Annotated in this window: 22 protein-coding genes; 18 read left to right on the forward strand and 4 right to left on the reverse strand. The window is 35.9% G+C overall.

What is annotated here, in order from left to right; translation table 11 throughout:
• Positions 1-16 precede the first annotated feature (16 nt).
• A complete protein-coding gene (locus tag AB3I00_RS06210) occupies positions 17-1,384 on the reverse strand; it encodes an HD domain-containing protein (protein ID WP_002292830.1) in 1,368 nt (455 codons plus the stop codon).
• On the reverse strand, positions 1,368-2,198 hold the full coding sequence (locus AB3I00_RS06215; RefSeq protein WP_368024939.1) for a lipoate--protein ligase family protein: 831 nt from the start codon (positions 2,196-2,198) through the stop codon (positions 1,368-1,370). The genes AB3I00_RS06210 and AB3I00_RS06215 overlap by 17 nt, the downstream gene beginning before the upstream one ends.
• A 162-nt stretch (positions 2,199-2,360) precedes the next feature.
• Here AB3I00_RS06215 and AB3I00_RS06220 point away from each other — a divergent pair, with 162 nt between their 5' ends.
• The 13 genes from AB3I00_RS06220 to AB3I00_RS06280 all read left to right on the forward strand — a co-directional run bounded on the left by AB3I00_RS06220 (position 2,361) and on the right by AB3I00_RS06280 (position 15,063).
• The gene (locus AB3I00_RS06220; RefSeq protein ID WP_002334869.1) at positions 2,361-2,798 is read left to right on the forward strand and encodes a DUF1934 domain-containing protein; all 438 of its coding nucleotides are present in this window, start codon (positions 2,361-2,363) and stop codon (positions 2,796-2,798) included.
• 230 nt (positions 2,799-3,028) lie between these two features.
• A complete protein-coding gene (locus tag AB3I00_RS06225) occupies positions 3,029-4,447 on the forward strand; it encodes a primase C-terminal domain-containing protein (RefSeq protein ID WP_368024964.1) in 1,419 nt (472 codons plus the stop codon).
• Between the two features lie 58 nt (positions 4,448-4,505).
• Entirely contained in the window at positions 4,506-4,793 is a 288-nt protein-coding gene (locus AB3I00_RS06230) for a type III secretion system protein PrgR (RefSeq protein WP_368024940.1), read from the forward strand.
• 550 nt (positions 4,794-5,343) lie between these two features.
• Positions 5,344-5,646, forward strand: coding sequence for a hypothetical protein (locus AB3I00_RS06235; protein WP_368024941.1), 303 nt, complete (start codon positions 5,344-5,346; stop codon positions 5,644-5,646).
• A 29-nt stretch (positions 5,647-5,675) separates the two neighbouring features.
• On the forward strand, positions 5,676-5,948 hold the full coding sequence (locus AB3I00_RS06240; RefSeq protein ID WP_368024942.1) for a hypothetical protein: 273 nt from the start codon (positions 5,676-5,678) through the stop codon (positions 5,946-5,948).
• Positions 5,949-6,519: 571 nt separating this feature from the next.
• Positions 6,520-7,209, forward strand: coding sequence for a sortase (locus AB3I00_RS06245; protein WP_368024943.1), 690 nt, complete (start codon positions 6,520-6,522; stop codon positions 7,207-7,209).
• Positions 7,210-7,214: 5 nt separating this feature from the next.
• A complete protein-coding gene (locus AB3I00_RS06250; RefSeq protein ID WP_368024944.1) occupies positions 7,215-8,381 on the forward strand; it encodes an EpaQ family protein in 1,167 nt (388 codons plus the stop codon).
• A gap of 79 nt (positions 8,382-8,460) precedes the next feature.
• The gene (locus AB3I00_RS06255) at positions 8,461-9,132 is read left to right on the forward strand and encodes a class A sortase (protein WP_368024945.1); all 672 of its coding nucleotides are present in this window, start codon (positions 8,461-8,463) and stop codon (positions 9,130-9,132) included.
• A 51-nt stretch (positions 9,133-9,183) separates the two neighbouring features.
• Positions 9,184-11,160: a SpaA isopeptide-forming pilin-related protein gene (locus AB3I00_RS06260; protein ID WP_368024946.1), complete on the forward strand. Its 1,977-nt coding sequence runs from the start codon at positions 9,184-9,186 to the stop codon at positions 11,158-11,160.
• 14 nt (positions 11,161-11,174) lie between these two features.
• Positions 11,175-11,936, forward strand: coding sequence for a class C sortase (locus AB3I00_RS06265; protein WP_368024947.1), 762 nt, complete (start codon positions 11,175-11,177; stop codon positions 11,934-11,936).
• Between the two features lie 5 nt (positions 11,937-11,941).
• Positions 11,942-12,703 (forward strand): pilin N-terminal domain-containing protein, encoded by a 762-nt coding sequence (locus AB3I00_RS06270; RefSeq protein ID WP_081156888.1) that lies wholly within the window; start codon positions 11,942-11,944, stop codon positions 12,701-12,703.
• Positions 12,704-12,715: 12 nt separating this feature from the next.
• Entirely contained in the window at positions 12,716-12,976 is a 261-nt protein-coding gene (locus tag AB3I00_RS06275) for a hypothetical protein (RefSeq protein ID WP_002293489.1), read from the forward strand.
• The gene (locus AB3I00_RS06280; protein ID WP_368024948.1) at positions 12,973-15,063 is read left to right on the forward strand and encodes an isopeptide-forming domain-containing fimbrial protein; all 2,091 of its coding nucleotides are present in this window, start codon (positions 12,973-12,975) and stop codon (positions 15,061-15,063) included. Before AB3I00_RS06275 ends, AB3I00_RS06280 begins: the two co-directional genes overlap by 4 nt.
• A gap of 35 nt (positions 15,064-15,098) precedes the next feature.
• On the opposite strand, the gene AB3I00_RS06285 is transcribed toward AB3I00_RS06280, so the two are convergent.
• Positions 15,099-17,156, reverse strand: coding sequence for a CAP domain-containing protein (locus tag AB3I00_RS06285; protein WP_368024949.1), 2,058 nt, complete (start codon positions 17,154-17,156; stop codon positions 15,099-15,101).
• 143 nt (positions 17,157-17,299) lie between these two features.
• Positions 17,300-17,491 (reverse strand): hypothetical protein, encoded by a 192-nt coding sequence (locus tag AB3I00_RS06290; RefSeq protein WP_002300033.1) that lies wholly within the window; start codon positions 17,489-17,491, stop codon positions 17,300-17,302.
• A gap of 188 nt (positions 17,492-17,679) precedes the next feature.
• Here AB3I00_RS06290 and AB3I00_RS06295 point away from each other — a divergent pair, with 188 nt between their 5' ends.
• The 5 genes from AB3I00_RS06295 to AB3I00_RS06315 all read left to right on the forward strand — a co-directional run bounded on the left by AB3I00_RS06295 (position 17,680) and on the right by AB3I00_RS06315 (position 19,724).
• The gene (locus tag AB3I00_RS06295) at positions 17,680-17,988 is read left to right on the forward strand and encodes a hypothetical protein (RefSeq protein WP_368024950.1); all 309 of its coding nucleotides are present in this window, start codon (positions 17,680-17,682) and stop codon (positions 17,986-17,988) included.
• A gap of 110 nt (positions 17,989-18,098) precedes the next feature.
• Positions 18,099-18,254 carry a hypothetical protein gene (locus AB3I00_RS06300; RefSeq protein ID WP_368024951.1) on the forward strand — a complete coding sequence of 52 codons (156 nt, stop codon included), beginning with the start codon at positions 18,099-18,101 and terminating at the stop codon, positions 18,252-18,254.
• 2 nt (positions 18,255-18,256) lie between these two features.
• On the forward strand, positions 18,257-18,676 hold the full coding sequence (locus AB3I00_RS06305; RefSeq protein WP_368024952.1) for a type III secretion system protein PrgE: 420 nt from the start codon (positions 18,257-18,259) through the stop codon (positions 18,674-18,676).
• Between the two features lie 22 nt (positions 18,677-18,698).
• Complete coding sequence (locus AB3I00_RS06310; RefSeq protein WP_165005792.1) at positions 18,699-18,926, forward strand: hypothetical protein; 228 nt, start codon at positions 18,699-18,701, stop codon at positions 18,924-18,926.
• An 18-nt stretch (positions 18,927-18,944) separates the two neighbouring features.
• Positions 18,945-19,724, forward strand: coding sequence for a hypothetical protein (locus AB3I00_RS06315; protein WP_368024953.1), 780 nt, complete (start codon positions 18,945-18,947; stop codon positions 19,722-19,724).
• Positions 19,725-19,726: the final 2 nt, after the last annotated feature.

Below are 19,726 nucleotides of genomic sequence, written 5' to 3' on the forward strand. Positions count from 1 at the left end.
TTTCCTCCAATATATTTCAGTTTATTTCAATCAATGCGCCATTACGGATATGGCTGGCAAATTCTTGATAAGTTTCATCAAATAAATCATAATGATCACGCAAGGATGGGTCAACCATTTCTTTTGGAAAGAAAAATCGCTCATCCCCTTGTTCTTGTCCCGCTAAAGCGGCAACAAGCTGACTAACCTGTGATAATTCTATCAAAGTTCCGTCATTTCGCAAAATCTCGATTTGCGTGCGATGTCTGCCTTGTTCTGGGCGATAAAAATCATAAGGCAGATCGTAGCTAGAGTTGACAGCAGTGTAATAAACAGGGTTATAGCCGACCTTTTCTACTAACAAAGTGAGTTTTTGAATCAAATTTGAATCCCGGTTGCCAGAAAAAGTGGCGGATTTCAGTGGTTTACGATTCAAAAAACGTTTAGCTAAATCATTTAAAATAGGATCAGCAGATTCAGACCATTGAGTAAAGTAAGTACCCAAGACCCCATCATCAAGTTTGAGGTATTCTTCTAAAGTAAAGCTTCCGTCAAGAAATGGCAAGAGTAGTTGAGAGTGAAGTTCAAAACTGCTGGCATCTTCTTGATACAACTCGTGCGCGCGATGAAGCAGATGCTCTAAGATCACTTCCATACCACGGGAAACAGGATGGAAGTACACTTGCACATACATTTGATATCGGCTAACGATATAATCTTCCACTGCATGCATGCCGCTCATGGAAAAGGCGATCCCACCTTCATATGGACGAATCACACGTAATATTCGGGTAAGGTCAAATGTTCCATACTCCGTTCCAGTGAAATAAGCATCCCGAAGTAAATAGTCCATTCGATCTGCATCGATCTGGCTGGAAATCATTTGGACAACTTGCGGATTAGGGTAGGTTTTTTGGATCACGCTCGCTACTTTTTCAGGAAAACCTTCTTCTACTCGGTTAAGGATCTGATACACCTCTGTTTCTGGAGAAGTAATGATCTCTACAGTGATAGCCTCGTGATTCGTGTGGAAGATATGCTCGAATGTATGAGAGTAAGGACCGTGACCGACATCATGCAATAGTGCCGCACATAAAGTTACTAGCCGTTCCTGATCATCCCAGCCTCCGTTGCCTATCTTTTCTTTTGGAAAATTTCGAGAAAAGATATCGCAAATTCGTCTTGAAATCTCATAAACACCTAATGAATGGGTAAAACGGCTATGTTCTGCTCCGTGAAAAGTGAAAGAAGCAGTGCCTAATTGTTTGATTCGTCGCAGACGTTGGACTTCTTTCGAGTTGATCAAATCTAAGATTACTTGATGCTGGACATGGATATAGTTATGGACTGGGTCACGAAAAACTTTCTCCATAGGCAGCATTTGATATTTATAAGGGGTTGTCATATTGTAGCTCCTTTATGTTATTGCGTTGTTCCATTCTCTGGATTTGGTTGTTCCATTGCTCCAGCTGGATTTCTTTTTTTAGCCAGTCGGTAGAATCCAGTAAATCACTTGCAGAATACAGCTTTTCAAAAGCTTTTGCAAATGCTTCTTTGACTTCTTTTACGAGAAGGGGGTGGTCAAGCAATTCTTCAAGTGTTGCCATTGTGGCAGGATCAACTGCAGGATAGCCATTTGTACCAAAGTCTTCTTTTAAAGCAGATTGATAAAACCGTTTCATGACTTGCCCGCGCTTTTCCTGATTACCGTTGACACTTAAGTACATCATAACAGAAATCCCATTTTTGATGCGACGCTGAGCGATGCCGGCAAATTTTTTGCCATGTATGCTTAAATCATAAGTTCCAGGACAATAAGAATGGGTGATTTCGAATGCTTGAATCGGTGCCTTCGGAAAGGCGTATTTAGTCAATCGAAGCATTTGCTCGTAAGCTTCATCGATGGTTATTTTTTTTTTGTCATTCTGGGGGAAAATCAAAGAAATATTCAAAATCCCTTCGTCTGATACGATTCCTAATCCACCTGAGTTTCTGATTACCGGAGCATAACCTGCATCTTTCAGTATTTGGATCCCGTCTCTAAGAAAAGGTGTCCGAACATCTTTCATACCTAAGATGACGGTGCAGTCATATTGCCAGAAATGCAAAAAGATCTGCTGGTGTTCTTTGGAATATTCCGTTAATATATCTGTTAATGCGAAAGGGGAAAAGTCGTTTTTTCGATAAATGTGCTGATCTAGTCGAATCGCAGGGTTCATTCAACCGGCTCCTTTTTATAAATTCATATTTTCTACAATATTATACTCTAAATTCAAGGAGTTGTTTTGAAAAAAAGGTTTTCTGTAAAAATGGACAAGTTGGTTGACAAAACAAAAGAAACTAGGAACAATGTAGCTATGAGAAGTAAAGGAGAATGAAGAATGGAATTATCACAAGGAACACCGATTTCGATCAAATTGCGTACAAAAGTGAAACAACAAGGGGAAGTGCAAGATTTTTATTTTGATTTGAAAGGGCAAATGGTGACGATTGGCGATACGCTGTACATACGGTATAAAGAGATTCAGGAGGAAACAGGCGATGAAATCCCTGTAACGATCAAATTAGTTCCAGATGGTCATGTACAGCTGATCCGTGCAGGAGAAATGCGAATGCGTTTGAAATTTGGTTACAAAGAACGATTAGAAACAGCCTATCGAACACCATACGGTATGATCCAGATTGCTACCTTTACGAAAGAACTGCATGTAAGTTTGAAAGACCGTCCCACAGCAGGAAAGGTTCGGATCGATTATGATTTGTTCATGGGACTAGAAAAAATCGGCGAATATTATTTGACATTGGATTTTACAGCGTAAATATAAAAGTAAGTGTCTAGTTTTTACCCGAACGTCAATCGTAAAATTAGAAGATTTTAATGATTGGAATTCTCTCGGAAAATTAAATAACAATGATTAAAAACTCTGTGTAAGCAACCTTATACAGAGTTTTTTTGTTTGCTAAATTTTCAAAACAGAAAGGAGGGAAAAAAGTGCTTCAGATTTTTTTGAAGAATGGATTGCGTACTTACAAATTTAGGAATAGCCAGCTGAAGCCGATAGGCTTTGTTGAAGAAGAAAAGAAAGGATCAATTTTTATTTATTATTCAAAAAAAGCATTATCTGTTTCAAGAGGGATCGTCATTACTTCTTTAGAAGCGATTGAAGAACAGACTGACCAAATTACACATTGGACGCCAAATGTTTATCGATATGGAGAATATACTGACTCCAGCCGATTAGTTGTTAAAGGACATTTTGAAAAAAATCTACGTCAAATCAATACGTTTGTCGTTGATATCGATTCAAAAGAAAATCACGAAGGAGAGATCATTCTCGCATGTATCGATCAGCTAGGTTTCATGCCAACGTTGATTTTAGAATCAGATTTTGGTTATCAGGTCTATTTTGTATTAAGTACACCTGCTTATGTTACAAGCAAAAGCAATTTCAAAGTGATAGAAGTAGCAAAGCGAATTTCAATGACTATTCGATCACAGTTGGCAAAACAATTAGTTGGTGTAGATATTGGCTGCAACCATTTTGGTATTGCACGATTTCCGAGCAAAAGAAATATCGTGTATTACGAATCAGAGAATCAGTATTCTTTTTCAGAGTGGATCAATTGGTCGATGAAACAAGCGTCTGATCAAAAGACAGAGAAGAAAGGGAAGTTGATTGTTTTTCCAGAGAAAAAGGCTTATTGCCAAGTTGATGAACCTTGGTTTGATCTTTTGTTACGAAAAGCAGATATTATCGGTGGGGAGGGACGATTAGGACGAAATAATGTGATCTTTACACTTTCACTTGCCTATTTCTCTTCTGGTTATAGTCAAGAAACATGTGCGTATAACATGTTTGAGTTTAACGAACGTTTAAAAGAACCGTTGACTGAAAAAGAAGTCGAAATAATTATAAAGAGCGCATATTCTAGCAATTATCAAGCAGCTCAACGAGATTTTATCTTGGAATTATGTCAGGAATGGATTGCTTCAGATATTCAAGAAAAAGAGCTTTTTACCCAACGTCGGGGATGGTGGAAATTCAAAAAGCCAAGAGATCAACGAAAATACAACCACCAACAAGAATGGAAAGCGGATCTTATGAGCTATTTGGATCAAGTAGAAGCTCAAGGGGAAGGCTACATAGAGAGTACAAGGAAAGAGCTACAAGAAGAGATTGGGATTCCTACACGGAGTCTTGACCGGCTCTTGAAGGAATTGAGAAAAGAAAGAAAAATCTTCTATTATAGCAAGCGTGGAAAAGGAGGAGGAATTATTCTGATGTCGATACGAATGTTTTTAAAGCAGTGCTTGAAACGGACACGAGAGAAACAACAAGCGTATTTGTGTCGTTTGAAACAGTTGTTCTCAGTAATGCCCGAAGAGTTAGAAATGCTTCTAGCACCTTATGCGAAGCAAGAATATAAAAGTGAACAACTAGATTTATTTGAAGCTAATACAGGCTAAAAATAAAATGCGCCAATTGCCTTTTACAATATATCTATGATAAGGAGGGAGTATTTCAATGGAATTAACGCATTTACATTTAGAAAGAATCTGTTGTGAGGTTACTTTATTTAATCGCCAACGATGGAGGATTTCTCAACAAAAGGTTCAACGAATTATTGTGGATAGTTCAGGAAATAAGCAAGTAATTGTCACAAGAGAACTAGGTATCGACGAAGATGTGGAATTGTTTTTTACACAAATCAAGTCTATTTTTCTAGATGGAAAGATTGTGGCTTGTCGTGGTTGTTCACAACAACCCTTAAAAATTTTGCGTGAAAACTATGCAAAATTAAAACAAAGATAAACCATTGAACCAACGCCCTAGCCTTTTTTCGTTTGTTAGTTTACTCAAACTAGCAAAGGAAAAGCTATTAAAAGCAGCACACGTACACGAAGCAGATAGGCCTTATTTGTGGGTGGAGGAGATCTCTTAAACGAGAGTTGAACCGAAGCGACACACGTACACTGATTTTTGATGTGCTTTTCCAGATCCTTGACAACTGAATACGAACAGAACTTTCTAAGCTGATCAGCGTGCCTATTCGGGGCTTAGGAAGGATAAAACGCCTAAAATAGTACGGCTAGAAGAAGCGGTGCGTTTGGATGGGTGAGGCACATACTAGAAAGAGGAATTGCGAAGACTCAGTTAGCACGAAAACAAAAGATGACGAGAAATCGTCCGCTCGTTTTCAAGGGAGCAATTCTTTCTTTCTACGAGTTTGAGGTTGCGAACGCTAGAAACCTTGCGAAGTCAGACATTTTTTTCTGTTAAAACAAGTGAAAAAGATAAACTAGCAAACGAAAAAAGGCTAGGGAAATAAAGAAAATGATGAAAAATCGAAAGGAACGAAAGAATGTCGAATAAAAAAGTAACGAATACGAACCAACGTCCAAAAATGAAAAGCAAAAGTCCAGTAAACACTCTAACGGACGAGCGCAGACTTAAACGCACGCCGTCAGGATTGAACTTTTTCTTGAACAGAAAAGTAACTGTAGTGACCATGGATAGTAAGCGAATAGAGGGAATTTTAGCATTTATTTCTACGTACGATATCATGATTGAACAATTAGAAAAAGAAACGCAACAGCGAACAGGCATATATATGACACTATTTAAGCATGCGTTGAAATATGTACGTTGTGAAAATCCGAATTAATTTGAAAAAAATGAGGGGAGTACAAGTTGATGAAAAATTATAATTATCATTCATTCATTGATGGATTTGACCAATCATGTGATTTAAAAAAAGAGCAACAAAGTGTTAGATATTATGAGTCAGATATTTTACGAAAAATCAATTGTAGTAAAGAAAAACAAGTGTCTGTAAACAAATATATATCTGATTTATCACCAAAAGAAAAGCGACGCTTTCTAGGCTTAATTAAACGGTTTGAGCATGTGAAAATCAGTTATTGCTTTGAAGAAGGGATGACGCGGCAATATTTGATTATAGCGTAAGGATAAAGATAAAAAAGAGGTGTTTTTATGTCAGAATATGCGGTTTGTCGCCAATTTGAAGGGAATTTATTGACGTTAGAAAGCATTAATCAATTTCCTGATACGACTGAGAAAGAGCATTTTTTTAATTTGTGAAATGTTAGGAAGAGAAGGTTCGGATCCAGATGATTTTCGTATTGGAGAAATTTCTACAGAGTATGTTTATTATCTTGAACAAAAGGGGGTGATTTTTTCTTCTAAGGTATTTTTATGGGATGTGTGTTTTGTATTAAATACACTATGATTAGTCAATGGATTGCATTTTTTATTTTTATAGGTATTTATTATATTGTGCAAAGGAAGTTTGAGAATCTATTAAAAGTCGATTGACGACGTGTTTGTCATGGCTGGGGGTGAAGTTTTTAGGAAGGGAGTTTTAGAATATGGAAGTTTTGCTTGTGTTTCATTTTTTTTGTTTGCAAGTATTCGTTTAGCAATTTTTATTGTTATTAAATAGAAAAAATAGTAAAATTGAATGTGGTTTATTTTGGTTAAATATACGTAAATTAATTTAAAAATAGAAGGTAGATAGATGAATAAAAACAATAAAACTTTATTTAATCCTTACGTGGGCGTAATCATTGTTTTTTTCCTTTTTAGTTATTTTGCTTATCAAGGTTATCAAAAGGACAAAATCGCTGAAAAAGTAGATGGTATAACAAAAACAATCCATATTCAGGAACAGGCTAAAACCTATCAAGATAATTTAACCAGTTTAACGGATATTTCTAAGAGACAACTGATTACTAATCAAAAACAGGCATTAGAAAAGGAGCTCAAAGGTGAAATTGCTGGAAAACTTGTTTTTACTTCTACAGGATTTATTCTCCCTGTTTTTCAAGGAGCGAATAGCGACACGCTTGGTTTAGGAGTAGCTTCTACTTATTATTCAGATGCTGAAATGGGAAATGGAAATTATATTCTTGCTGGTTATAACGTAGATACACCAAGCGTTTTATTATCTGATATGACTGATTTATCTGAAGGAGAAGAAATTGATTTATTCGATGCGCATTACAAGTATCAGTATGAATTCTCCAAAAGAGGAAAAATTTCTGATTACAACCAGGTCGCTCAAGCTAAGGAAAACAATTCCTTTTTATCCTTGCCAAAAGCAGGGGAAAAACCGCTACTCACATTGTTAGGCTTTCAAGCAAATAATATGAAAAAGTGCGATGTTATCCAGTGTGAATTAGTCAATGTAGAAAAAATCAATAACTAAGGGAAGTGAGTCACATTCAAGAACTTGTAGAAAAATTGATCAATAAAATGAGTGCCATTTTTCTGTTACTGTTGGTATCGATTCTATATTTAATATGGACGGTGGGATTAAATCCTCCTATGATATTATTTATTTATGATAATGCTGCACAGTTAGTGACGTTTTTCGTAGGCTGTTTGTTTCTTTTGAATCTATACAAGGTAAAGAGAAACGATCTATTCTTCATTGTTGCAGGCATTCTTTTTTACCTTTTCTTTTCTTTTTTTAGAAGCTACCGAGGAGATACTTTCTATGGTGATCTGATCGTTCCGACAATTATTGCCATTATTTTGATTGTAAAATGGACGGAATTTACTGTATTTGATCGTAGCTTGTATCTTGTAGTATTCTATGTCTTTTTACTCGTAACGGTTTATCGAGTATTTACCGAGATACCAGTACCAGAAGGACAAAGTATTTGGAATCCATCGAACAAATTATCAGATATTTGGATCAATACAAATACGATAGGTAGTTCTTTAATGACATTAGCCCTTCTTATCACAGGATTTGCTAGTTCATTTGGAAAATGGTACATGCGATTGCTATCATTACCAGCGTTGATTCTTGCTGGGGCAACGATTTGGGTTTGCCAATCGAAAGCAGCATTATATGCGCTTGTTATCTTCATTATCTTAGAAATTTTACCTAAGAAGGTTTTTCGAAATACACACTTGTTCTTTTGGATGTATGCAGCAGTTTCGGTTCTAGCTTTACCGATTTCTTATTTTGCTGCAATGTCAGACAAAGTTCACTTATTTACAGGACGAGAAGAAATTTGGCGCAAATTCTATGAAACATTAGGCGAAAAAACAGGACAAATATTTGTAGGGATGAAACCTTTCTTTTTCCATAGAGGAAATCAGATTCTAGGTAATCATAATACGTATCACGCACTCGTCAATCACTATGGATTGATTGGTTTTGTTCTATCGATTATTCTTTTGCTTAGTTTCTTATGGTTGCTCGTAAGAAAATGTGAGCTGACAAATGGACAACTAACATTCTTGTGGGCTTTTTTAGCGATCATGTGTCAATCATTCATGGAAGAAACATTAACTACAATCAGTTGGGTACCAATTGTGTTCTTAATGTTAGCAATGGCAACACATCAATATAAAACCACCAGATAAATGAAATAGAAAAACATAAGAGAAAACACTTTTTCGTTGTGAAAAAGTGTTTTTGTTTTGTCTGAAAGGAGGCAGATGGATGAAAAAATGGTTATTTGTTTTTTTAGGAGTTACTTTAATCGTATTTTGCAGTGTGTTTGGCTATGTTAGCTACCAAAAACATGAAGGAGAGGTGTTTAAGCAAAATATAGAAACAAAGATGCCCATAAATCAAATCAATGCACATGCAAAGAGTTATAAAGACGATGCAACAAACGTCAATAATGATATGTCTTTGGGTCAAATGTTGTCCATACAAAAAGAAGCAATCGAAATGGGTGTCAATAAACAAACCTTTGCACAACTTCAGATCCCTGCACTTGGTTTAGCCTTACCGATTTTTAAAGGCGCCAATCAATACACGTTGAGTCTTGGAGCGGCTACCTATTTTTATGAGGATGCTGAAATGGGCAAAGGAAACTATGTCCTAGCAGGTCATAACATGGAAATGCCAGGTGTTTTATTTTCAGATATTCAAAAGTTATCAGTAGGGGAGGTGATGGACTTAGTTAGTAACGATGGCGTCTATCGTTACAAGGTAACGCGTAAATTTATCGTACCTGAGTACTTTAAATTAATCGATGGCGTTCCTGAAGAGAACTCTTTCTTGTCTTTGCCAAAGAAAGGAGAGAAACCCTTATTAACATTGTTTACTTGTGTTTATACGTCACAAGGAAAAGAAAGATACGTGGTACAGGGAGAGCTACAATAACAAGATTTTAATCAACGTGAGTCGTTGAAATATAAAATAAGGAGATAAAAAATGACAATCAATCGGTATTTAAAAAAAGCTGGAATGCTTGTTGGAATGGTAGGAATCATTGCAGGCTGCTTTCAGGGGTATCGAGCATATGCAGAAGATGTAACGCAAAAAACACCACCAGAAAAGATCAATATCACGGTTCATAAATTAATGTATGATCAAGATACACAATTGAACGTTGATATTGACGGGATCAAAAATGATGGTTATACGCATGATCAATACCCTACAGGTGTAACGAAATACAACAAAGCAGATTATGGTGATGTTGAGTTTACGTTAGGAAATATTACGGATCAAGTATTACCGACTGAAGATTCTGATCTAACCAACGCGAAAGTGGACGAAATCGTTAAAGATGTAGAAGACAAGGGATCTAACAGTGAGTACGTTAAGAATGCAATCAACAAAATCACTTCAGCTGTAGATGAAAATGGTGAAATCACTTTTGCTGATCAACCAGCCTATGTCAATTCCAAAGGGAATGTCTATGTGGTTTATGAAAGTAAATCCGCTGCTGGATTAGTTACGCAAAAAGCAAAACCAATGGTTGTGATTGCGCCAATGACAGACAACACAGGATCAGGATTTTTAAAAGATATCCATTTGTATCCAAAGAACATTGTTTCTAAGTTGAGTTTTGAATTAACGAAATTTGGTGACGATGGCACAGCTCAAAGCAAGCAAACACCTTTAAAAGGGGCAAAATTTGAGCTATACAAGGGTGAACCTGGAAAAGGAACAAAATTAGGAGATCTCGTATCGGATGATCAAGGAAAATTGACTGCAACAGATTTAACACTGGGTAAATACTATTTTGTAGAAGTTCTTTCAGAAGTAGTAGTTGGACCAGATCAAGAACCTACTGCTGATCAATATTTATTGGGAGCTGATGCTCGAAACGACGAACATAATAAGTTAACCTTTGAAATTACAAATGACGGTGTGACAAGTGATCTAAAGGCTTCCTACGTAAACTACAAAGCTCCTATAATCGATAAGACAGTAACCAACGGAACAGGTGACGAACATTCTTTCCAAGTTGGCGATGCCGTTAATTATCAAGGAACGATTCATATTCCAACAGATATTGCAGGTGGAACAGACGGAATTACAGTAAATGGTGTGAAAAGTGAAACTTCTCCTTACAGTGTATTTAAATGGGGGGATACGGCAGGAAAAGGACTTTCTTATGTTGCTGCTAAAGCAAATATCAAAGTAACAAACAAAGATGGATCAGTAGTATTAAAAGAAAATACAGATTACAAGATTCAAAATTCAGAAAATGGCTTTGTGATCGATTTTATCGTGAATAATGGTCAAGTTAGTGATACTGTCGCAAGTTTACACGGGCAAGATCTTCAAATGACTTATAACATGTATGTAAATGACAGCGCAGCTGTTGCCAATCCTTTAACAAATAGCGTTGATTTTGTCTATAACAATAATCCATTTAACCAGGAAGAACACCATGAGAAAACAAAAGCAGACGTGGTAACTTATGGCGCAAAATTCTTAAAAGTCGATAGCGGATTGTTTGGAACTGGTATCAAAGCAACACCGCTTGAAGGTGCAGAATTTGCCGCTAAAAATGCCGAAGGAAAATATTATGGTGGATTAGTTGATACGGATAAAGACGGTGTCAAAGAAGCTGTGTGGGTTGACGATGTAGCAAATGCTGCGATCCTAAAATCAGACAAAGAAGGTCATTTTGAACTTACTGGTTTGACTGAAGGTGATTATTCATTAGAAGAAACAAAAGCGCCTGAAAACTATCAAAAATTAACGAAAGAGATCACTTTCACAGTAAACAAAGATTCATACAAAGAAGAAAACCGTATCACAATCAAGAATAATCAAAAAGCTTCTGTACCTATGACCGGTAGCAAAGGTTTCCAAACGTATGCATTGATCTCTTGCTTGTTGCTAGGCGCAGGAGCAATCTCTGCAGTTGTTTACTTTAAGAAGAAAGCTTAAAAGGATCAAAACCAATGATTATCAGGAAGCCTAAGAAAAGGCGAATCATGGGGAAGTGGATTATTGCTTTTTGGTTACTTTCAGCTGTAGGAGTCTTACTATTAATGCCTGCTGAGGCGAGCGTAGCGAAATACCAGCAAAATCAGCAGATTGCCGCAATCGATCGAACAGGAACGGCAGCAGAAACGGATTCTTCTTTGGATGTTGCTAAGATTGAGTTAGGCGATCCTGTTGGTATTCTTACAATTCCAAGTATTTCTTTAAAACTACCAATTTATGACGGAACGTCCGACAAAATTTTAGAAAATGGTGTAGGTATTACGGAAGGAACTGGTGATATTGCAGGAGGAAACGGTAAAAATCCTTTAATCGCAGGTCATAGTGGACTTTATAAAGATAATCTTTTTGATGATTTACCTTCAGTAAAAAAAGGAGAAAAGTTTTATATCAAAGTTGATGGTGAGCAACACGCTTATCAAATCGATCGGATTGAGGAAGTGCAAAAAGACGAACTACAAAGAAACTTTGTCACTTACTTAGAACCAAATCCCAATGAAGATCGAGTAACGCTAATGACATGCACGCCTAAAGGAATCAATACACACCGTTTCCTAGTGTATGGGAAACGAGTAACCTTTACAAAATCAGAATTAAAAGATGAAGAAAATAGGAAACAAAAATTATCTTGGAAATGGCTTTTAGGAAGTACTGTTTTTCTTTCAGTCATGATCATTGGTTCGCTATTTGTTTATAAAAAGAAAAATAAAGGAGGGTAACCAATATGAGAAATAGAAAATGGCTATTTGTTTGTGCATCCGCTCTTTTTTCTTTCACTGCCTACACACAGTTAACGTTTGCAGACAGTCAAGAAAGCACGGATAGCACAGAACAAACAATCCAAACGTCAGATAGCAGCACGATTCAAAGCAGCGATGAAACCGTCGATTCGTCAACAGTTGATTCTTCAGAAGAACCGAAAATTGCTGAAGACGATCAAATAGTCAAACAGACTATTCACGTTCAAAAGATTATTTCTTCCGAACAATTAGACAACCAGGGGCAAAAGCTTGAAAAACAAGAAGGAGTAAATGGCGCGAAGTTTTCTGTTTATGATGTATCGGACATTTTACAAAAGATGGATGTTAAGAATCTCACTACTGACCAAATTGAATCCCAATTGAAAGATCGAGTGAAAAAATTATCCAGTGATCAATTGAAGCTAGTTTCTAATGGAGAAACAAAGACAATTGGTCAACAAACAGGTGTCTTTGAATTCTCGGTAGAAGTACAGGCAAATCAGAAACAAGCTTATTATATTGTCAATGAATCAAGTCCTGAAAACATTTCTAATAGCGAGGATATTTTGCTATTAACACCTGTTTCTGATAAAAACGGTGAATTCTTAAAAGATGTGTGGATTTATCCTAAATCAGAAGCTTCGCAACCTAAAGAAGAAGTAAAAAAAATCGTTTCTACTGGCGTAAAGAAAAACTTCTTTGAGAATTGTTGGGATTTTGTTACTCACTTGTTTTCTAGAGATTAAGGAAGAAATAAGATGAAACTGATCAAATTATTATTATTCAATCTTTCTTGTTTAACCGCAGTCTTTTTGTACTGCGGTTTATTATTTTCTCAACTATCTATTTTGCCAAGCTACCAACTATACCTAATGAGGATTTTAAACATACCAGCTGCTTCCATGCCGCTAGATATTATGGAAAAGCTCATTAGGAATCCATTATTTACTACGATTAATTTGATCGTTATTGTCGGAATTTCACTAGTCATTTATAAAAAAGAGGGGATGAAGGGATGAATTTTAAACACTCGTGGACAAGACGGTTAAAATATGTTTTTCCCATAATGATAATGTTAGGTACATTGTTTGGGTTAAAAACAGCCAATGTCTTTGCTGAAAAAGTTATTGTCGATCCGTCAAATCCAATCCAGAACGTAAAGAATAATTTTATTATTCCAAAAGATGTTCCTAATGCAAAAACAAATATTACTGTAAACGGAGCGTCAAAAGTTTACAAATATCATGTTGATGCCAACAAAGGTGGTTTTACAGACGACTACGTAGGATTAGTGGAGGGAAACAAAAATATACGCTATCCTTCTTTCCAAAAAGAATACGGTGAAACAAACCTTGTTTTAGAAGGCGTAACAACCAACACCAAAGTCAATATTGACTATGGAAAAATCGGTACGTATAACGGGAAAAAAGTGAATATCAAGTTAGTTCTATCTAATATCCACTTATATTCAGATACGTTACCATGGAATATCCTAGATAACAACTATACAAAGACTCATTTTCGAGATGATGGCTATAAAAATACGAACGGTGCAATGAGTAAAGCCAAAAAACGTACAGTGCTGTGGATCTCTGATAATTTATTCTCAGGAATAGTCTATCATTCAACACAAATGAACGTGCAACTAGTAGCCACATATGAGGACGGTAGTCCCGTTCAATTCTCAGGAGATACATTTATCAGTTTTAACTCATTAAATCCAGCTATAGGTGTAAGTACCGATTTAAAAGGCGAGTATGCTCGCTACGATAAAATGGATACGATTGATTGGTATGTAAGAAAAGATACCGTACTATCTGAATTTAAATCTTTTTATAATAATTTAAACGTTGTAGGAGGACAGCCTGGTGGTGATTCGAAGCTTAGTGCTGCTGCTAAAGAGTTTAATAAATCGCATGATAAATTAGGAGATTCGAAGTTTGGTCAAGGTACTGTGTCCTTTAAAATATCTGAAGCAAATCCGACGTTTGTGATTGGTTCTTCTAGTGTTCAAACATGGTTTACTTTATCTTCTGCGACAATCTTTAGCATTGTTCCTGATCAACCTGAAAAAACAGGGGTTGATAAAAACGGAAGTAATGTGAACGATAAAATGTTGCAAATAGGAGACACGATTCAATATCGAATCAAACAGAAGGTGAATCGATTAGGAGTGGATTTACTAGCAGTTTATGATCGATTTGAGTTAATCGATAATTTACCAAAAGAAGTAGATTACGTCGATGCACACGTTGAAAGTGGTACAAATAAAAAATTCGATGTATCTGGTGAAGTGACCTATGACAAAACAAAACACCAAGTAAAATATGCAGCGAAAGCTGATACATTAAAAAATCGAATGAAGTATAACGGTGAAACTTACGAATTAGTGATTAATGTAAAAGTCAATGAATTGGCCAATCAAAATAGTGTAGCCAAAAATCAGGGAACTTCGATCATTAATAAAGTAGAAAAGGATACAAATATCATTACCGTTTATTTCCCTAAAATTCCAGTGAAAGAAGTGCAACAAGCTGGAAAAGATGTAAACGGACGAAATGACGGTAAGAAGGGTACACCGACAGCTCCTTTAAATGCAGGGTCTGAAGTACAATATCTAGTCACACAAAAATGGCACACAAAAGGCGTAGACGCTGCGTCAGATCACTACAAGCAATTTAGTATTCAAGATCCGATTGAAGCTCGTTTGACGTATAAAGAAGGCTCTGCGCAAGTAATAGATAAGAGTACAGGTAAAGATATTACTTCTGAAGGCACACTAACCTATGATAGCAATTCGAGAACATTGAAGTGGGAAGCTTCCGCTGATTTCTTAAGTAACAATCTTTTAGATGGACGAGAAATCCAGCTGATATTCACAGCTAAAACTCCATTACAATCAGAAAAAAATATTGATAACCAAGCCGTAGTAGCAGTAGATAATGTTTCTAATAAAACAAATGTTGTGACAATTGGGGTTGATCCTAACTTGCCACAAGTTATTGTTCCTAAAACAGGTTCTATACATTTAGTAACAACTTTAGTGGTCAGCTTACTATTACTTGTGTTAGCTACTTTAAGTTATGTGGTTCTTAAGTTTAATTAAGCAAAAAAACAAGGCTGAAAATCAGCCTTGTTTTTCTATTTGAAAATTGGGTTGGCGCTAATAAATACATTATCTGAAGAAAGTGATCCGTCTGCAGAAACTTCATAAGCATGGGATAAACCAACGATGCTTTGATTGTTGTAAAGCAAGTTTGCGTTATGAGCAGCGCTATCTTTCCACATAACCATAGCATTTACTGCTCCTGTATCTGAAAGGATCTCGTCAACGTAAAGGTAGAAACTATTGATATTTTCTCCCTTAGCGCCGTAGCAGCCTAAACTTTCTAAGAGATCTTGGAATGTACCACCACCAGGTCGATAGTGACTGAAGCTTACTTGCAATTCTTTTGCACGTATATCGGCAGCTTTTTGTACGACGTCGTTAAATTGCATTGGAGCAACGCCATTTTGTTGACGGTAGCTATTTAACCAAGCAAGTTCTTTTTGACGCACATAGTTGTTTAAATCACTTAATGAGATATTTTTGTATTTGAAAGTGATCGTTCGATTTTGGTCAACATTATTGATTATACGTTGTCCATTTTTATCAACGGTAACAGATGAATCGTCATTTCTACACAAGAAGTAGTTTTGATCGGTCATATTTTTCCAAGAAGTAGAGAAACTATCTCCCTCGTAAACTGTTTGTGTTTCAGTAGATAAAACAGCGCTTGTGTCAACGTTTATATGGTTCACAGTGACGTTGTATTGATGAGTATAGGCAAAATTGATTCCTTGATTGCTTGTAACGTTGTTTAAAGTCACAGTGTTGCTAGAGCTTTCTCTAGGGTCAAGAACAAAATTAGTGAACGTAGGTGCTTCAATTGTGATGCTTTGTCCATAAACGACAGGATAACTCTTACTATAATTATAGAGCTCTTGGATATTCGGATCAGTATCCGACACTTTATTTGGACGAGCTTTCACTTCAACTAGAAAGACTTCATCGTAGTAAAAAGTAAATGTGGTATTTGTGTTAATCGTTTGTGTTTGTGTTTCATTCCCGTTTACTTGGTACTGTGGTGCTTCAAAGTTAGTCAAGTCGGTTTTAGCTTTTGCAGTGTAACTTGTACCAGCTTTTACTGAGATATGTTCTTCTTTTAGCAGCGTTCTAGTTTGTCGATTCATATGACGGACGGTTACCGCATATTCTGAAGGTTTAGGTTTGTGTTGTAACTCTTTAAATGCAGAATCAAGACTATTTTTAGCATTATTTACTTGGGTTTGAGAAGCTTTAGAATCGTCTAGTACTTTTTTAGCATTGGATAAAGCAATCTGAAAATTATTCCAAGATCCTTCTGTAAAATCTCCTTTAGCAGTCGATTTTACTTGGTTGTACAAGGCTTGTAATTCCGTTTTGTTCACAGTAGGTACTGGTTTTTTCTTTAATTCCTTGTAAGCAGAATCTAATGTGTTTTTGGCAGTATCCACTTGTTTTTGAGTCGCTTTTGCGTCATTTAACACTTTCTTAGCATTGTTTAAAGCGGTTTGAAATGCGTTCCATGTATTGTCGGTATAGTCACCTTTTTTCGTTCCCTTAACGCTTGTATAAAGAGCTTCTAAAGCTGATTTATTCACTTTGGGTTTAGAGGTGTCAGCGCCATACCAACCAATACCTTCGTATTTCCAGCCATAGTCTTTGGTTAACCATTGTACTTCTTTCCAACTTGCAGTGTAGTGATGCGAACCAGAGGTGACACCTGGAAGGAAAAGGCGGTAGATCGGTTTATTATTTTTTTCGGCAGAACGCCATGCAGGCCCTTCATAAGTCCAACCGTAATTTTTTGTCAACCATTTCACTTCATCCCAACTAGCTGTGTAATGGTGATCACGAAGGCCTTTATTGTATAAGCGATAGACAAGATGGCCACCGCTAGTCGGTGCTTCCCAAGCGGGGCCTTCATAATTACCCCACTTAATCTTCACCAGGTGATCACGTTCTTTTGTGCTAGAGGTGTAAAAATGTTCATGGTTATTTGGATTATAAAGGCGATACATGACGTTAGTTGAAGCAGCGTCAACAGATCCAGCAAGTGCAAGTGTGGCAGCAAATGTTCCAATAGCTATAACAATTTTGGGGTTTAATAATTTCATGTTTTCAACTCCTATTTAATGATTAAATATTTTGTTTACATTCATAATATACCACGGTATGCCGAGGTGGTCAACGGTATACCGTGGAAATTTTGAAATAAAAAAGCCGTCCTATGAAAAGTGTAAGGATGGCTGTTTATATGCTATGAAGAAATGGATTCGGCGTATTTGGTTAGTTTGGCAGCATTATCAAATCGCATTTTTTCAATCGCACTTTTTTTCTTTATTAAATCCGCAATCGTTGATTCTGCGACTGAAGAATGTTTGCTAATTTCATATGCTGTCTTGCCAGTTTCAAATAGTAACCATTCGATTTTCTCTTTATCAGCGTACATTGCAATGCTCCCTCTCATTTTTTCTTTATTATAGCTCTTTTTTGTAATAAATCAAAATATCAAGAAAATAATTTCTATAGAAAGGAAGGAATGTTATGAGGATTCGCTCCCCATGAATCAAAATGAGGTTTGTTAACGATCTTATTTTTTTGTTAAAAAGATGGTTATTGACAGGAGGAATAAAATAAATGCGATTGTATATTGTTCAAAAATTTTATAGAAATGAATATGTTAAAGATCATCTTTTCTTTTATGAAAAAGACTTAATGCTTCGATATTTAAAAAAGATAAATCAATCTACTTTTTTTATTTACAGAGGAATAATTGTTGATCCGTTCTTTGAAATTGTGGATAGAGATTTTTTTGATTCTGATAAAAGTATTCCAGAACTTTTTGATAAAATTAGAAGAAACATTAAACCAGAATATCAATTTTTGGCACAAGAATTGTTTTATAGATCCTGTCCCTTTACTGTAAAAGATAAAAATTTTATTTAAATTAAATACAATTAGTTAATCTATAAGCAGTCTTTTTTAGAATAAGAGTGCTTTTTTTAATATTTAAGAATTTTATACCTTATTGATTGTTTATGAGGAGGTGAAACGATTTGAGCAAATTTATTTTAATAGCTAGTTTGCTTATTATGTTGGGGCTCATTTTGATTGCTGTATATGCATGTTGTGTAGTAGCAGGACGAGCAGATCAACAAATGAATTGGGATTCAAAATCACAATTTAATACCAAAGACAAGGAGTCAGAATGAACATGAGATATCAAAGACCAATAAAAAATAGAGAAGTGAGGATTCCATTTTCTCCAGGTGTTCATGAAGCAATGATCACTGGAGTAATTATGAAAAAATCAAAAAAAGATAAAGATATGTTTGTAATTATTTTAGAAAACGCTGGCGGTGACGAGTCAGGCGTTTTTTGTTTAACATTTGGGACAGATTTTACAGATACAACGCTTACTTTTCTTATAGCGAGTATTGAAGATAATGGCATAGAAATACCGTCAATTGATTTTGGGTATAACAAAGAAACAGCTGATTTTTTGAAAAATAAAAAAGTCTATATCAAAGTCGAAGAATCATTATTCAAAGATGAACTGTGTTCTTCAGTAAAAACATTTTTGAGTCAAGAAGAACTTGACACGATTTTAGATGCTGAAGAAGAAAACGAATAAAAAGAAAGAAGGATAAAAGAATATGGATATTGCAGTGAAAATGGTAGGAATTTTAGGAGCAGTTTTTGCAGTAAGAGGGTTGTTTTCTGTTATGACAGGAGCAATGGATTTCTTTAGTGGGCGTAAAAATGATAATCCTACAAAGATGGATAGCGGAATGGAAGCAATGATTACTGGTGGAACAATGGCCGCAATTTCAGGTGGGGTTGCAGCTGCAGTTATTGCCGCTATGAATGCAATCAATTTTTAAGAAAGAAGGATGGGAAGTATGCAGCTCGATCAAAGTACATTAAAAACTCTTGTTTCAGGGCTAAAAGACTATAACCCAACTGCATACGAATTGATGGGACAAGTTGCTACAGCGCTTGTCCCTGTTGGTTTGGTCATTTTATCTATATTGATGTATGTAGAATTAACAGAAAACAATAAAAGAGTTGCAGTAGAACATGGGCAAGTCAATGTAGACATGCTTATGTCTGTAATGTGGAAATATGTTGTTGCCTATGTATTAGTGATGACTAGTGGCTATTTAATTGACACAATCATGTGGTTAAATGGCGCAATTGCCACAATTATCGATAAAGTAATGGTTGATAATGCAAATGTAGAATTAGTCATTCCAAAGATTCAAGGAAAACTAAGCATGATGGAGCGACTTTTTATTAATGCTATGATGGGGATTTCTACTATGACATTATGGTTTGCTGATATTGTCGTAAAAGTATTGATTTTTCTACGATTCTTCCAACTATTTCTGTATAAAGCTGCAGCTCCAATAATGGTTGCCGGTTATATAAGTGAAGAATGGCGATCTATTGCAATTGGCTATATCAAACAATTTTCAGCACTATGTATTCAAGGATTTTTATTGATAATCATTTTAAAACTCTATCCCGCACTAATGACGAACGATATGTTTAAGATTGCTGCGGAAGGGAGCTTTTTGAAGAATTTAGCTACATGTTTCTTAACATTATTAAAATCAGGTGTACTGATATTTGTATTAATTGGTTCGCAACAAATGGCTAAACGCTGGATGGGAGTTTAAAG

The sequence above is a fragment of the Enterococcus sp. C76 genome, assembly GCF_040886985.1.
In the GTDB taxonomy this organism is placed as follows: domain Bacteria; phylum Bacillota; class Bacilli; order Lactobacillales; family Enterococcaceae; genus Enterococcus_B; species Enterococcus_B lactis.

Coding starts and splice junctions, on each gene's coding strand:
- AB3I00_RS06245 (WP_368024943.1), top strand. CDS start 6,520: ATGAATAAAAACAATAAAACTTTATTTAATCCTTACGTGGGCGTAATC.
- AB3I00_RS06315 (WP_368024953.1), top strand. CDS start 18,945: ATGCAGCTCGATCAAAGTACATTAAAAACTCTTGTTTCAGGGCTAAAA.
- AB3I00_RS06285 (WP_368024949.1), bottom strand. CDS start 17,156: ATGAAATTATTAAACCCCAAAATTGTTATAGCTATTGGAACATTTGCT.
- AB3I00_RS06230 (WP_368024940.1), top strand. CDS start 4,506: ATGGAATTAACGCATTTACATTTAGAAAGAATCTGTTGTGAGGTTACT.
- AB3I00_RS06260 (WP_368024946.1), top strand. CDS start 9,184: ATGACAATCAATCGGTATTTAAAAAAAGCTGGAATGCTTGTTGGAATG.
- AB3I00_RS06310 (WP_165005792.1), top strand. CDS start 18,699: ATGGATATTGCAGTGAAAATGGTAGGAATTTTAGGAGCAGTTTTTGCA.
- AB3I00_RS06215 (WP_368024939.1), bottom strand. CDS start 2,198: ATGAACCCTGCGATTCGACTAGATCAGCACATTTATCGAAAAAACGAC.
- AB3I00_RS06235 (WP_368024941.1), top strand. CDS start 5,344: ATGTCGAATAAAAAAGTAACGAATACGAACCAACGTCCAAAAATGAAA.
- AB3I00_RS06270 (WP_081156888.1), top strand. CDS start 11,942: ATGAGAAATAGAAAATGGCTATTTGTTTGTGCATCCGCTCTTTTTTCT.
- AB3I00_RS06280 (WP_368024948.1), top strand. CDS start 12,973: ATGAATTTTAAACACTCGTGGACAAGACGGTTAAAATATGTTTTTCCC.
- AB3I00_RS06220 (WP_002334869.1), top strand. CDS start 2,361: ATGGAATTATCACAAGGAACACCGATTTCGATCAAATTGCGTACAAAA.
- AB3I00_RS06275 (WP_002293489.1), top strand. CDS start 12,716: ATGAAACTGATCAAATTATTATTATTCAATCTTTCTTGTTTAACCGCA.
- AB3I00_RS06240 (WP_368024942.1), top strand. CDS start 5,676: ATGAAAAATTATAATTATCATTCATTCATTGATGGATTTGACCAATCA.
- AB3I00_RS06295 (WP_368024950.1), top strand. CDS start 17,680: ATGCGATTGTATATTGTTCAAAAATTTTATAGAAATGAATATGTTAAA.
- AB3I00_RS06210 (WP_002292830.1), bottom strand. CDS start 1,384: ATGACAACCCCTTATAAATATCAAATGCTGCCTATGGAGAAAGTTTTT.
- AB3I00_RS06290 (WP_002300033.1), bottom strand. CDS start 17,491: ATGTACGCTGATAAAGAGAAAATCGAATGGTTACTATTTGAAACTGGC.
- AB3I00_RS06255 (WP_368024945.1), top strand. CDS start 8,461: ATGAAAAAATGGTTATTTGTTTTTTTAGGAGTTACTTTAATCGTATTT.
- AB3I00_RS06305 (WP_368024952.1), top strand. CDS start 18,257: ATGAGATATCAAAGACCAATAAAAAATAGAGAAGTGAGGATTCCATTT.
- AB3I00_RS06265 (WP_368024947.1), top strand. CDS start 11,175: ATGATTATCAGGAAGCCTAAGAAAAGGCGAATCATGGGGAAGTGGATT.